This is a genomic window from Leptolyngbya sp. FACHB-36 (assembly GCF_014695955.1).
Taxonomy (GTDB): domain Bacteria; phylum Cyanobacteriota; class Cyanobacteriia; order Leptolyngbyales; family Leptolyngbyaceae; genus FACHB-36.
In genome coordinates this window covers 1-11,848 of the sequence record NZ_JACJPG010000310.1, presented here as the reverse complement: position 1 = coordinate 11,848, position 11,848 = coordinate 1, and the positions used below count along the sequence as shown (strand labels likewise).

The window sequence follows — 11,848 nt, the reverse complement described above, 5'->3', positions numbered from 1 at the left end:
ATCGGCAGCGCGTTGAAAAGAACCGTGATTCGCTTATCACCATAGACTGGAATGCTCAGTTCCACGCTATATGGGCTGTGCAGAATCAAATCGACTTCAACGATCGGCTGTCGCCAAATGCGCAGAATGTTGAAGGGCGAGTCTAGAACCGTTTGAAACTTAACTCTACCGCCGATGCTGGTCTGCTGAAGCTCGCTGACCTTGATGACTCGCAGGTTATTCAAGCTGAAGTTATGCACCGATTCCAGATGCTTCAGATTTAGCAGGTGATAAATCTGGCAGAGATACGGAACCGACAGAACGTAGTCCTGGCTAATCAAATGCTGGTCGCGCAACTCCATCATCCGCGACCACATTGGATAAAGGTAGGACCGCTGCGATTGTAGAATCGTGTCCCAGCGAATCGGGTTAAGGGCACTGACGCGATCGTCTTCACTGCTGTCTACCTCTTCTGGCTTTAGATAGAGCCAGCTAACAAAGAAAAAGGCGGCAGTGAAAAGCTGTGCTAGCTCAATTGCAGATACATATCCATCAGTAAAAGCGGCTAGGCTCCGATCGGCAACTCCGAACAGCCAAGACGGAACGCCAAATGCCCAAATCTGGCTTCTGAGCTTTGTAACTGCAACTGCAAGATCGGTCGGCTGAGGAGCAGGCTCGATCGAGCGCGTAGCTTCTGGATAGACGTTCAGTGACATCGACTTTATACTTTTGTTGAATCGCTATTGACGGATAGCTAGACTTGCTATATGTCCATCCTACTAACCCAGCCACAACTCACCCTCTGTCCCAGGGTAAGGCTAAGTTTTGTATCAATAGACATATCACTGCAACTCTGTGGTATTCTTCTTAGCCTTTAAGCCGTTTAAAACAATTTCACCTGTGCAACGTACGCTGCACAGGTGAGCAGGAGAGTGCGTCAGCTAACTACGAGGCAGCTTGTTTCTGCAACTCCCGCACAAGCTGAAGCTCCAACAACGCTACGACAGCAAGTTCTTCCGATCGCAGCGCGTGAAGATCTTCAATAACCTGACCCGTATGCTTCTGCATCATCTCGTGCAGCGACTCGTCTAGATAAGCATCGAGCACAGCGGGATGCACATAGTATTTGCGGCAGGTTGCAGGACGGTTGCCTAAATGTGACGCGACAGTTTTAATCGCCTGAGTCAGATTCTTCTTAGCAGCGGTTTGTGAGGTGAAGCGACCAATTTCGTCAAGTTCGAGCGCGGCTAGCACCGTACCTGCCCACGTCCGAAAGTCCTTTGCGGTAAAATCTTGCCCTGTGATTTCCTTCAGATAGTTGTTCACATCGCTGGAGTTAATGCTCTGAGGCTGTCCCTGCTCATCGATGTACTGAAACAAATCCTGTCCGGGAATGTCTTGGCAGCGTTTGACAATGCGTGCCAGTCGCTTGTCGTTCAGCTCAATGTCGTGATCAACACCGCTTTTTCCTCGAAACTGAAACTGAATCTTAGAACCCGCAATATTCACATGGTCGTCTTGCAGGGTAGTGAGTCCGTAGGATTGGTTTGTGCGAGCGTATTCCTCATTTCCAACGCGAATGCGGGTCAGTTCCATTAGCCGCACAACTGCTGCCAGCACTTTCTCCTTGGGCAGTCCAGACAGTGAAAGGTCGTGGTCTAGCCGCTGCCGCAGACTGGGAAGCGCCTGACTAAAGGCAATCATGCGGGTGAACTTCGTTTGGTCCCGAACCGATCGCCATAGTGCATGATAGCGGTACTGTTTGCGACCTTTGGCGTCGCGTCCGGTTGCCTGCAAGTGTCCATTCGGCAAGGGGCAAATCCACACGTTCTGATAGGCGGGCGGAATCGCTAGTGAATCAATGCGCCGAATCTCTTCGGGATCGCGGATTCGCTCACCGTCAGGACCAATGTAGATAAAGCCTTTTTTGCCCGATCGCTTGCGCTGAATACCGGGACTTGTATCGTTGACGTATTGCAGTCCGATCGCTTCTGCTGCCTCGATCGGGTCTGCCGTTACAACTGCCTGAATATGCTTTTGAACCGATCGTTTGGGGACTCGAAGCTGCATGACGACTCGATGGTGTTCACCGTTACATGCAGCAACTCTATCGAATTTAGAACGTGACGAAATCTACACGAAAGTATAGACATAAGGAAAGAGCAGGTCAGTAAAGTATGGGCGCATAGGCAGCAGGATGGAGATTGATTGCAGGAGCATCGCTAGAGCTGTAGACCAAGCGTCGCAGTAGACGATCGATTTTGTATGACGACTGGAGGCGAGTTTATCGCGTTGCAGTTGAACAGATGGATAACGCATTCGAGCAAGGCGGCTTTGAGGCGTCAGCGATCGGTATTTTCTCTGAAGCCGTTGTCTTTTTTGTGGCAAACTTCTCCAATTGCGAATGTCTTGGTCTAGCAAGGGCTATTCATTGCGGTTGGACTCGGCGCTGCTCGATGGAACTTGCAAGGAAGAAACGAACGCAGCAAGATTAGACGCAGCGCGCGGCTCTAGATTCAATCGCGCGATCGCTTGATCAAACTCGTAGCCCTGCTGAACTAACTCACGGACAGCTTGCACTTCGCTCCACACAAGGTCGCTATTCAAGTATGCTTTGGCAAGCTCAATGACCCGATCGGCATACGGATTTCCCTCGGCTTGGGTCATCATGTTGTGCGGCACGTTTAACTCGCGATCGAAGTAGTAATACCAACAGCGAGGTTGAAACCGAAGCGCCGATTGAAACAGGTCTTGATGCTCCTGAATTCCCACGGCTTGATCGTTCTCGCTAGACACAATCAGCAGCGGTGCCGCTAGATTCGTTTCTGCCCGCTTCAGCACCTCTTTTCCCATTTCTAGAAACACCCGCAGCGCAGGTACTGCAAAACCTTTGTAGCCAAACGTTGCCACGTCCGGTCCCGACTGCCACTCAAAGTAAACATTCAGCCGATCGACGAACCAGTCTAGCAGTCGTTTGCTGTTGCTGAGGTACGGCGCAAACAGGAGCGCTCGATCGATCGTTTGCGGAGATTCCAGCGCCAGCCATGCCGCCAGCGTGCTGCCTCCAGACAGCCCACCGACAACGACGGCATCGCCGAGCGATGCAGCCTGTTCTAGCCAGTTCAAGCCGAATTCTTGATAAATCAATTCATTCTCTGGCAGCGGCGGTGGCGTGCTGCGGTCCCAGTCGCCTGCCTGTCCGTGCCCCGGCAGCAGCGGAATCAGCACGTTGTAGCCGTCCTGAAACAAGGCTTGGGCGATCGGCACAAACTGCTCTGGCACCGCTGTAAACCCGTGAAAAAACAGAATGACTTTTGCAGTAGGGGCAGGGTGCAGAAAGAAGCGGGAGTAGCAGGTGCTGTCTCGCAACCCAAGCGCCGCCTCACGCGCTCTTGTTCGAGTAATCAGGGTGTCAATCTGGGTGGCGTAGTCAGCAGTCCAGTTCATAGCATCCGTAGGTAGTACATAAAAAGACAACAGTTCTCAAGGGCGATCGCGCGTCGCTCGAGTATCTGCCTGTGTTTGAGCGATCGCGCTAATCCAGATCGCCCTGAATCACGTGGGCGATCGCGCCCTTTGCGTCTGCCTGAAACTCTGCGACATTCACCCGATTCAGCAACCCAACCGCCGCAATCATTCCCACGGCCTGTAGCGCGAACACCAGCCCATAAGCTAGTACAGGCGACGCGAACAGCCGAGTGCCCACATCCAACACCGTGCCGCCCGCTACGGTTGCCACTGCCCGCGCTAGCGTTTGTGCCAAGCCCCACGCTCCGATGAACGTTCCCGCCGTTTCTGCCGCCGTTAAGTCGAGCATCAGGCTCAAGGCTCCAGTCGTCGTAATGCCAGAGGCAAGCCCAAACAAAAACACTACACCTTTCAGCGCGGTTTCTCTGCCTGTAAAACCCGACAGAATCAGCAGTACAAAGCAGGTCGCCACGAGTAAGCAGCCCAGTTTTGCTGTGCGCTGTTTGCCAAGTCGGGGTGCAACAAAAAACCCGGCGCTGCTGATGCCAATTAGCGTGCCCGTGCCCCAAAAAGCGTTAAGCAGCGTCGTCTTCGAAAATTCCATGCCAAAGACCTTTGCGCCGTAGGGTTCCAGCACCGCATCCTGCATAAATAAACTGATTGTCATCACGAGCAGAAACGTGAAGAAGATTCCAGTTTGGCGACTCGCGGTTAGCACTCGTAGGGCTTGACCGAACGTAATTTTGTCTTCCCGATCGGCTAGCGACGATCGCGAGCGGTACAGCGAATGCTTACGCTCCACGCCCGCCGTCGCCAGCACCGCCAGCCCAAACACGATCGCCGGAACAATCACAAACACCCGATTAATTGACGCTTGCAGCACCTCGATCGGCGTGTCCAGCGTCAGTCGTCGCAGCAAGACGCTGATTAAAATTGCCCCAATGACAATCCCCACCATCAGCATCGACCAGACAACGCCCACGAGCTTCGGGCGATTTGTTTCATCGGACACGTCCACCAGCAGCGCCGCAAACGGCGTAGACCCCGCACTCAGCGCCAAACCGTACAGCGCAAACGCTGCCGCCAGAATTCCAACCCAACCGTAGGCTTGAGCCGTCCAACCAGCGACGCGGACCGCATTGCCCAACTGCCACATAATCTGCACGATCGCGAAGGCGATGAAGGCAAACATTCCGGCTCCGACCCAAACATAGCCCGTGCGATGAAATCCAAACAAAGGCTTGGCATCAGACATTTGCCCGAACCAGACGCGCGCGGGTGCGACAAGCTGATGCGCCGCGATCGCCCCTGCCGCGATCGTGGCAGGAATCGCCAGATTGCCGATCATCGCTCGGTTCAGCACGCCCAGAAACAGCACCGACATCATCCCCAAGCCCATTTGAAACAGGCCCAGACGAAACATCGTCAGGAGGGTGATCGTGGAAACTCTTCCAGTGTCTTGCTTTAGAGTGTCTGGTGCGTCAGAAAAATTGCTGCTTGGCATAAACGCATCCGCAATGTCGGTTGTTTAGTTCAAGCATAGGGTCCAATGGAGCTTCTCGGCTAGAAGCGCAATCGACCTTCAGATAGCAGCTTGTAGCCACTGATCAATGCACCAAAGGCGATCGCAAAATTCCACAGGCTGGTCGGCTTCAGAAAAACGCCGCCGCTTATAAACACCAGCACGATTCCCAAAATTAGCAGGAGCCATCCGAAACTGCCCGTCTGTCGAGGCAGTAGAAGCAGAGACACAACGCCCGCCATGACCAAAAGAACGGCTCCGACCGCTGGAAGGTTGCGCCAGAAAAACGGACTGTAGTAGGTCGAAAACATAATGTTCTGACCTAGAAAATAAAGTCCAGCGAGCAGCAGGATTAAACCTAACAATCGACTCATAGTGAATGGGTGCAATTAGAACGCAGAGGGTGGTCACAAGGTTAGATCACGATCGACCACAGCTATTCCGGAGTGCCAAGCGTCGGTTTAATATCAATTCGGAATTCGCAATTCGGAATACTCGCTGCGCGAGAAGCAAGCTACGGAATTGCGGAAGCTGGAGTGCGCCTACGATTTAGTGGTTTGATTGGTAGCTGGAGTTTAGAGAATTGGTTTAAGTTCCGCTTGCGAAATTGTGCTAAAAACTGCGCTAAACATCCGCCTTCAGTACCAAGGTTGTGGCTGTTATGAACGCTACACTCGGTATGTGTCGAATTATTAATGAAAATCTATGACGAACTCTCAGACGTTGCAAACCGCTACGCTAGGCAAAAATGGTCCCGTTGTGCCCGCGTTGGGCATTGGCACTTGGCAGTGGGGCGACAAGCTGTTTTGGAGCTACGGCAGAGACTACGGTGCAGACCAAGTGCGCGAAGCATTTCACGCTGCCGTTGAGTCCGGCATTACGTTCTTCGACACGGCTGAAATCTACGGTTCTGGCGACTCCGAGCGACTGATCGGGCAGTTCCTGCGGGAAACGAGTCAGCCGATTCAAATTGCTACAAAGTATTTCCCTTGGTTTTGGCGCTGGAATGCCGAAGCTGTCTCGGATGCGTTAACGGTCAGCTTAAATCGACTGGGGGTCGATCGCGTTGCCCTCTACCAAGTCCACATGCCGTTTGATTTTCTGATGGGCAAGCGAACGCTGATGAATGCGCTAGCCGATGAAGTAGAGCGGGGACGGATCGAGGCGATCGGCGTCAGCAACTATTCCGCCGATCAAATGCGCCGCGCCCACGACTATCTGGCGGCACGCGGCATTCCTCTAGCGGTGAATCAGGTGCGCTACTCGCTCATTACGCGCCAGATTGAAACCAATGGCATTCTTGACAGCGCACGGGAACTGGGCATTACGATTTTGGCCTATAGCCCGCTAGCTCAGGGTTTGCTGACCGGGAAGTACAGCGCCGATCGGGCAGAAAAAGCCGAAGGTGCTCGTCGTCTTGACAACCGCTTCAGCCGCGAAGGTCTGGAGAAAATTGCGCCCGTGATTAATGCACTGCAAGAAATCGGCAGTGCCCATCAGCGGACTCCTGCCCAAGTCGCACTCAACTGGCTGATGGCGCAAGGAGCCGTGCCGATCCCCGGTGCAAAGAACGCAAACCAAGCTAAGCAAAACGCGGGTGCGCTAGGCTGGAATTTGACACCAGAAGAAGTAGAACGGTTGAGTATTGTAGCGCAGCGTTGGCGATGAAACTTCTGACCAATTGGGGCTTTAGCACTCAAAGCTGGCAGGGACAGCGGGGCGAGTATTGGGTTCTGGTACAGGCAGTGCTGCTGATTGCGTTTGCGGTGCTGCCTGTATATCGTCTGGATGGACTCGTACTTACCCCGTCTGAGCAGGTTGGCATCTGGATAGGGGCAGCCGTGCTGGGGCTGATTGCCTCGGTGCTGCTGCTAAAGTCGCTGCTTGATTTAGGACGTAATCTGACGCCGCTACCGCATCCCAGAGACGACGGAGAACTGGTGCAGTCTGGGGTCTACGGCGTCGTCAGGCATCCGCTCTACAGTGGCGTTGTGCTAGCGGCGCTAAGTTGGACGCTCTACCAGGTTAGCCTGTCACATTTGGTGGGGACGATCGTCCTGTTCCTTTTCTTTAATGCCAAGGCAAGCCGCGAGGAGCGCTGGCTACGCGATCGCCACCCAGAGTACGAGACTTACCAGAGCCAGGTAAAAAAGCTAATTCCGTGGCTGTATTAGAAGTGTTAGGATGCCTGCGGTGGGTCGATTCTGTTTCTAATCATATTGAGCATCAACTGACGGGTGTTGTTCTGTTGGAGCCGTAGCGTCTAAACAGGACTCCGAACCGCTAACGCTTCAAGTCGCTGAGCTTCTGGGAGTTATGAGTAAAGTTTTAATCGTTGATGATAGCCCCACTATGCGGGAGATGGTCTCGGAGCACCTGAGATACGAGGGCTACAGCGTAATTGAGGCGGCGGATGGGGAAGAAGCGATCGCCAAAATTCAAGTCAGTATTCCAGACTTAGTCGTGACGGACATTGTAATGCCGCGCAAGAATGGCTACGAACTCTGTCGCTGGCTAAAAAGTGAGCCCACGACTCGGAATGTCCCTGTCATTATGTGCACCAGCAAAGGGGAAGAGTTCGATGTCTACTGGGGCATGAAGCAGGGAGCCGACGCCTACATCACCAAACCTTACCACCCACCCGATCTGCTAGCAGCCGTGAAGCGCCTGCTTAACAAATGAGCGGCGAACCTCAACCCAGCTTAGGTTCAAGTAAGTCAGATGTCAGTGTCTGCATCGTGCGTTGAAAGGGAGTAGTGTTATCTAACCCTCGCGCTAACACCAAAGCACCTTGAATTCGCAAGATAGCATCTTCAGCACGGTGTCTGGCTAACTGAGTTTCCAATCCAGCTTCCTCAAGTACGGCTGTAATTGCATCAATCCATTGGGTTAACGCCAACTTAATTTGGCTGTGGAAGAGATCACTGCTCGATCGTTCTAAAGCTAAAACAGCCCATAGACAGGAGTTCTGTCCCTCGTTAAAGAATTTGATCACCTGATCGCACATCACCTGTAGCTTGTCGAGCGGCGCTGCCTTACTTCTGAGAGGCTGCAAAATGCAGGTCTCCAACCAGGTATTAACTCGCTCCAGTGCTGCCTTAGCCATTTCCTCCTTGCCTCCTGGGAAATAGTGATAAAGATTGGTTTTGCCCAACCCCGTCACCTTTGACAAACAGGACAAACTCGCACCGTCGTAGCCATACAACCGAAACGCATCGACTAACTGACTTACAAGTTCTTCTCTGAGCATTAATTGAAAGAGCGATCGCTACTGGTTGACATTCTAACGAACGTTCAGTATAAGAGGGGGTAGCTTATGACTCAGAAAATTGCAGGCTTTCGTTTGGGGATCTATGTTTTTAAGGATGCTGAAGTGATTGACTATGCGGCTCCCTACGGTGTGTTTTCTGTGGCGCGACGTTTTGACCCAGAGTTGGATGTCTTTCTCGTTGGCGAAACCCTACGCCCGACGCAAACGCAGGCAGGGTTGACTGTGTTACCGAACTATGGATTCATCGATCGCCCGTCGATGAATGCGTTTCTAATCCCCGGCGGGTTTGGAACTCGACAAGAGCTACACAATGGCAATCTGCATCACTTCATCCGTCAACTGCCAGAGTCTTGTCTGCTCACCAGCGTCTGCACAGGCTCCTGGATCTACGGCAAGATCGGCTTACTTGATGGACTGCCTGCCACCAATCGGAAAGAACCTGATCGCCTCGAAGCCTCTAATTTTGGCAAAGTTCCAATTGATCGGCTGGCAGAAATCGCCCCGGCTTGTCGCATTCGTCGATCGCGCCTCGTCGATGCTGGACGAATTATCACCGCAGGGGGGATCGCCTCAGGAATGGAAATGGGTTTCTACTTGCTTAAACGGGCTGGGTACGATGATGCGTTTGTGAATGAAGTTGCACGGACAATGGAATATCAAAAAGCCTATGACCTTTACCGCGCCGACATTGAAGTAGTTGGGCATGGGACGGTCGCAGCAGTTAGCAATGCTGCATAAACCTGAGCTTTTAGAAAATGGAAATTCTCCGCAGCACATTCCACTTCGCTACTCTAATACGGAATTTAGCAGCATGCTAATACCCCTGCGCGATCTCATTGCCCAACTGGAATAACAATTAGCGCAAATCGGCTTTTCTAGAAACAAACTAAACAAGGAATGAAGGCAGTGTCAACAAACCAGATGAATGAAATTGAAAAACGCAAAAATGACTTTTCCAATGAAGCATTTTTTACCGCCCGCACAAAAACATGGGAAGCAATTCAGAAAATATCAGAACAGATTAGTGTGGGGATGCTAGAGCAAGAAGCGAATGAGATAGCGAAGTCCACTTTACACGAGATGGGAACTCGACAAGGTTGGCATAAACCTTATGTTCACTTTGGTTGTAATACCGTAAAAACCTTGTTTGACACTCCAGAACCAAACGTTCGTTTAGAAGAAGATGACATTTACTTCATCGATATTGCTCCAGTTTGGCAGGGCTATGAGGGCGATGCAGGCAATACCTTCGTCACTGGAACTGATGCAGAAATGCTGCGTTGCTCTACGGATGTCAGGCGAGTGTTTGAGCAGGTGGCAGAAAAGTGGAAAGTGGATGAATTGACTGGCAATGAACTCTATCAGTTTGCTGAGCAGACGGCTCAAGAACTGGGTTGGCTTTTGAATTTGAGCATGAACGGGCATCGGCTGGCTGATTTTCCTCACACTGCTTATCACAGTGGGAAGTTAGCAGAAACCTCTTTTTGTCCTTCTCCTAATCTCTGGGTTCTGGAAATTCAAATCAAACATCCACAAAAACCGTTTGGAGCATTTTTTGAAGATCTTCTAGCATAAGTTCACTTAAGAGGACGTTAATCATGTTGCGCTTGGAAGTTTCACCAATTACTGGTATGTTCTTGTCTACTAAAAAGGCATAAACTTGAGCTTTCTTGTATGACTAGAATTATTACTTTTGCAGGACCTTCTCTGCCTAAATCACCGGATTTATCCTGGAAATTACTTCTAGAACAGGTGCAAATTCGACCCCCTGCTCAAGATGGTGACGTCACTGCTGCACTAGATGAGAAACCTGAAGTCCTAGTGTTGTTGGATGGCTACTACTTCGATGGTCGCGACCATCTTGTACCTGCTGTCAAGCCTCAAGAACTGCTTCTGGCGTTAAATGCTGGAGTGCAAATCATTGGCGCTGCTAGTATGGGAGCAGCATACGCGGCTGAACTCAGTCAATTTGGTGTTGTCGGAGTGGGTCAAGTTTTTGACTGGTTTCGAGCTGGCATCCTACAGGGAAATGATGAGCTTATTATTCTACATCTGCCGCAGGAATTTGGTTATCAAGGTATTACCGTTGCTGTCGTTGAAGTGCGATATGCTCTACAGCAGCTAGTAGGCGATCGAGTGTTATCTTCGACAAATGCTCAGTTACTGATTCAAGCGATTAAGGCACAACCTTTTACTGAACGGAGCCTGGATGTCATTCTACAATTGGCGTGCAGCATTTTAGATAAGACGACCAGTGAATTATTACGGCTTGCCTTGGCTTCTAACAGTGTTAAACACTCTGATGCTAAATTAGCGCTGCAGCTGGCTTGTCGTCTTTAAGGCTTCTATAAAACCGCAATTTTTAATTGCCCAAGGCTTGGTGGGATAGTTGAGAAGTACCCCACCATAAGAGTTAACCGCGCTCAGTTTCGTCCTGCGGTTACGCCACCATCGACAGGTAAAACAACGCCAGTAATCCAACTAGAGAAAGCATCATCTGCCAAAAACAAAATGGCGGCGGTTATGTCGTTGACTTGCCCATTCCGCCCTAATGGATGAAACGAATTGAAAGACGCGAGCTGTTCTGGTGTTAGTAGAGCGTCAAACAACGGCGTCTCGACAACCGCTGGCGCGATCGCGTTAACCCGAATCTGGTCAGGTGCAAATTCAATGGCGAGATTGCGCGTCAGGGCGTGGACCCCACCTTTAGCCGTTGAAGAACCACTACAGGGTGTTGCCGCGATCGCGTGGTTTGCCCACATCGAGCCAACATTGACGATCGCGCCACCGCTCCCTTGGCGCATTTGAGCGATCGCAGACTGTGACATAAAAAAGTAGCCTCGCAGTAAATTCAAATAGCCGTCAAGGTCCGCTTCAGTGTGTTCAAGAAAGGGTTTCGGTTGAAAAACGCCTGCATTGTTGAGCAGCACATCTACGCCACCAAATCGTTCGACTGCCAGCTTCACAATGCTTTGACTCGTCTCAGGCTGTCCAATATCACCTGCTACATAGATGACCGTTTCACCTGTTGGGTCGATCGTGTGGGCTGTCTGAGCCAGTAGCTCTTCACGCCGCCCATTGAGAACAATTTTTGCTCCTATCTTATGGAAAGCGTGCGCGGCATCAGCACCAATCCCACTACCGCCCCCGGTAATTACTACGACTTTGTTCTTCAGGCTCATGGCTCTCTCCTTAATTGCTTTAGGCGTGTTGCAATCAAGAGCATAGGAGGTGGCAGAAATGCTCACAAGCAGGCACAATTTTGTCAGGTAGGGTACTTTTATGAAAGAAATGCAGTCGTTCCAAGACGGAAAAGTTTCGGAAGAATTGCCAGATGTGGCAGAGATCGTGGAGGCTGTGTTTGGGTGTAAATGGTCACTGCGAATTTTGGGACTGATTCGTCGAGGAATTTGTCGTCCCGGCGCGATCGAGCGAGAATTGACTGGTTTAACCTCTAAAGTTCAGAATTACTATTTTCGCCGCATGACAGGATTAGGCATTCTAGAAAGGGTTGTGTATCCGTCGGTGCCGCCGCATGTGGAGTATCGGCTAACAGACTTTGGACTGCGTTTTATGCCGATATTGGATTCGATTGAAGAACTACAGCG

14 protein-coding genes are annotated in these 11,848 nt (G+C 51.2%); 7 read left to right on the top strand and 7 right to left on the bottom strand.

The annotated features are described in order from the left end of the window. From H6F43_RS08540 to H6F43_RS08520, 5 genes are all read right to left on the bottom strand, one after another. A partial coding sequence (locus H6F43_RS08540) for a hypothetical protein (protein ID WP_190342369.1) occupies positions 1–695 on the bottom strand: 695 nt, incomplete at its 3' end. A 229-nt stretch (positions 696–924) separates the two neighbouring features. Next, the gene (locus H6F43_RS08535) at positions 925–2,049 is read right to left on the bottom strand and encodes a DNA topoisomerase IB (protein ID WP_190342368.1); all 1,125 of its coding nucleotides are present in this window, start codon (positions 2,047–2,049) and stop codon (positions 925–927) included. Between the two features lie 354 nt (positions 2,050–2,403). Then, positions 2,404–3,426, bottom strand: coding sequence for an alpha/beta fold hydrolase (locus H6F43_RS08530; RefSeq protein ID WP_190342367.1), 1,023 nt, complete (start codon positions 3,424–3,426; stop codon positions 2,404–2,406). A gap of 88 nt (positions 3,427–3,514) precedes the next feature. Further along, positions 3,515–4,951 (bottom strand): BCD family MFS transporter, encoded by a 1,437-nt coding sequence (locus H6F43_RS08525; protein WP_190342366.1) that lies wholly within the window; start codon positions 4,949–4,951, stop codon positions 3,515–3,517. A 59-nt stretch (positions 4,952–5,010) separates the two neighbouring features. Continuing rightward, positions 5,011–5,343, bottom strand: coding sequence for a hypothetical protein (locus tag H6F43_RS08520; protein WP_190342365.1), 333 nt, complete (start codon positions 5,341–5,343; stop codon positions 5,011–5,013). Between the two features lie 331 nt (positions 5,344–5,674). Here H6F43_RS08520 and H6F43_RS08515 point away from each other — a divergent pair, with 331 nt between their 5' ends. From H6F43_RS08515 to H6F43_RS08505, 3 genes are all read left to right on the top strand, one after another. Beyond that, on the top strand, positions 5,675–6,637 hold the full coding sequence (locus H6F43_RS08515) for an aldo/keto reductase (protein WP_199290219.1): 963 nt from the start codon (positions 5,675–5,677) through the stop codon (positions 6,635–6,637). After that, complete coding sequence (locus H6F43_RS08510) at positions 6,634–7,143, top strand: isoprenylcysteine carboxylmethyltransferase family protein (protein ID WP_190342364.1); 510 nt, start codon at positions 6,634–6,636, stop codon at positions 7,141–7,143. Before H6F43_RS08515 ends, H6F43_RS08510 begins: the two co-directional genes overlap by 4 nt. 142 nt (positions 7,144–7,285) lie before the next feature. After that, positions 7,286–7,651 (top strand): response regulator, encoded by a 366-nt coding sequence (locus H6F43_RS08505; RefSeq protein WP_190342363.1) that lies wholly within the window; start codon positions 7,286–7,288, stop codon positions 7,649–7,651. 10 nt (positions 7,652–7,661) lie between these two features. On the opposite strand, the gene H6F43_RS08500 is transcribed toward H6F43_RS08505, so the two are convergent. Next, positions 7,662–8,219 (bottom strand): TetR/AcrR family transcriptional regulator, encoded by a 558-nt coding sequence (locus tag H6F43_RS08500; RefSeq protein ID WP_190342362.1) that lies wholly within the window; start codon positions 8,217–8,219, stop codon positions 7,662–7,664. Positions 8,220–8,285: 66 nt separating this feature from the next. Between H6F43_RS08500 and H6F43_RS08495 the strand changes: the two genes are divergently transcribed. The 3 genes from H6F43_RS08495 (at position 8,286) to H6F43_RS08485 (ending at position 10,580) form a co-directional block, all read left to right on the top strand. Further along, positions 8,286–8,978 carry a DJ-1/PfpI family protein gene (locus H6F43_RS08495; RefSeq protein ID WP_190342361.1) on the top strand — a complete coding sequence of 231 codons (693 nt, stop codon included), beginning with the start codon at positions 8,286–8,288 and terminating at the stop codon, positions 8,976–8,978. A gap of 183 nt (positions 8,979–9,161) precedes the next feature. Next, positions 9,162–9,815, top strand: coding sequence for a M24 family metallopeptidase (locus H6F43_RS08490; protein ID WP_190342360.1), 654 nt, complete (start codon positions 9,162–9,164; stop codon positions 9,813–9,815). Between the two features lie 99 nt (positions 9,816–9,914). Further along, on the top strand, positions 9,915–10,580 hold the full coding sequence (locus H6F43_RS08485) for a TfuA-like protein (protein WP_190342359.1): 666 nt from the start codon (positions 9,915–9,917) through the stop codon (positions 10,578–10,580). An 83-nt stretch (positions 10,581–10,663) separates the two neighbouring features. Here the strand turns inward: H6F43_RS08485 and H6F43_RS08480 are convergent, their stop codons facing one another. Beyond that, complete coding sequence (locus H6F43_RS08480) at positions 10,664–11,422, bottom strand: SDR family oxidoreductase (protein ID WP_190342358.1); 759 nt, start codon at positions 11,420–11,422, stop codon at positions 10,664–10,666. A gap of 100 nt (positions 11,423–11,522) precedes the next feature. Between H6F43_RS08480 and H6F43_RS08475 the strand changes: the two genes are divergently transcribed. Beyond that, positions 11,523–11,848 (top strand): helix-turn-helix domain-containing protein (locus H6F43_RS08475; protein WP_242025437.1); only part of this gene is annotated, 326 nt, incomplete at its 3' end.

What these genes read in the sequence shown, in the direction of transcription:
- H6F43_RS08535 (WP_190342368.1), bottom strand. Translation starts at nt 2,049, where the DNA reads ATGCAGCTTCGAGTCCCCAAACGATCGGTTCAAAAGCATATTCAGGCA.
- H6F43_RS08530 (WP_190342367.1), bottom strand. Translation starts at nt 3,426, where the DNA reads ATGAACTGGACTGCTGACTACGCCACCCAGATTGACACCCTGATTACT.
- H6F43_RS08525 (WP_190342366.1), bottom strand. Translation starts at nt 4,951, where the DNA reads ATGCCAAGCAGCAATTTTTCTGACGCACCAGACACTCTAAAGCAAGAC.
- H6F43_RS08520 (WP_190342365.1), bottom strand. Translation starts at nt 5,343, where the DNA reads ATGAGTCGATTGTTAGGTTTAATCCTGCTGCTCGCTGGACTTTATTTT.
- H6F43_RS08515 (WP_199290219.1), top strand. Translation starts at nt 5,675, where the DNA reads ATGACGAACTCTCAGACGTTGCAAACCGCTACGCTAGGCAAAAATGGT.
- H6F43_RS08510 (WP_190342364.1), top strand. Translation starts at nt 6,634, where the DNA reads ATGAAACTTCTGACCAATTGGGGCTTTAGCACTCAAAGCTGGCAGGGA.
- H6F43_RS08505 (WP_190342363.1), top strand. Translation starts at nt 7,286, where the DNA reads ATGAGTAAAGTTTTAATCGTTGATGATAGCCCCACTATGCGGGAGATG.
- H6F43_RS08500 (WP_190342362.1), bottom strand. Translation starts at nt 8,219, where the DNA reads ATGCTCAGAGAAGAACTTGTAAGTCAGTTAGTCGATGCGTTTCGGTTG.
- H6F43_RS08495 (WP_190342361.1), top strand. Translation starts at nt 8,286, where the DNA reads ATGACTCAGAAAATTGCAGGCTTTCGTTTGGGGATCTATGTTTTTAAG.
- H6F43_RS08490 (WP_190342360.1), top strand. Translation starts at nt 9,162, where the DNA reads ATGAATGAAATTGAAAAACGCAAAAATGACTTTTCCAATGAAGCATTT.
- H6F43_RS08485 (WP_190342359.1), top strand. Translation starts at nt 9,915, where the DNA reads ATGACTAGAATTATTACTTTTGCAGGACCTTCTCTGCCTAAATCACCG.
- H6F43_RS08480 (WP_190342358.1), bottom strand. Translation starts at nt 11,422, where the DNA reads ATGAGCCTGAAGAACAAAGTCGTAGTAATTACCGGGGGCGGTAGTGGG.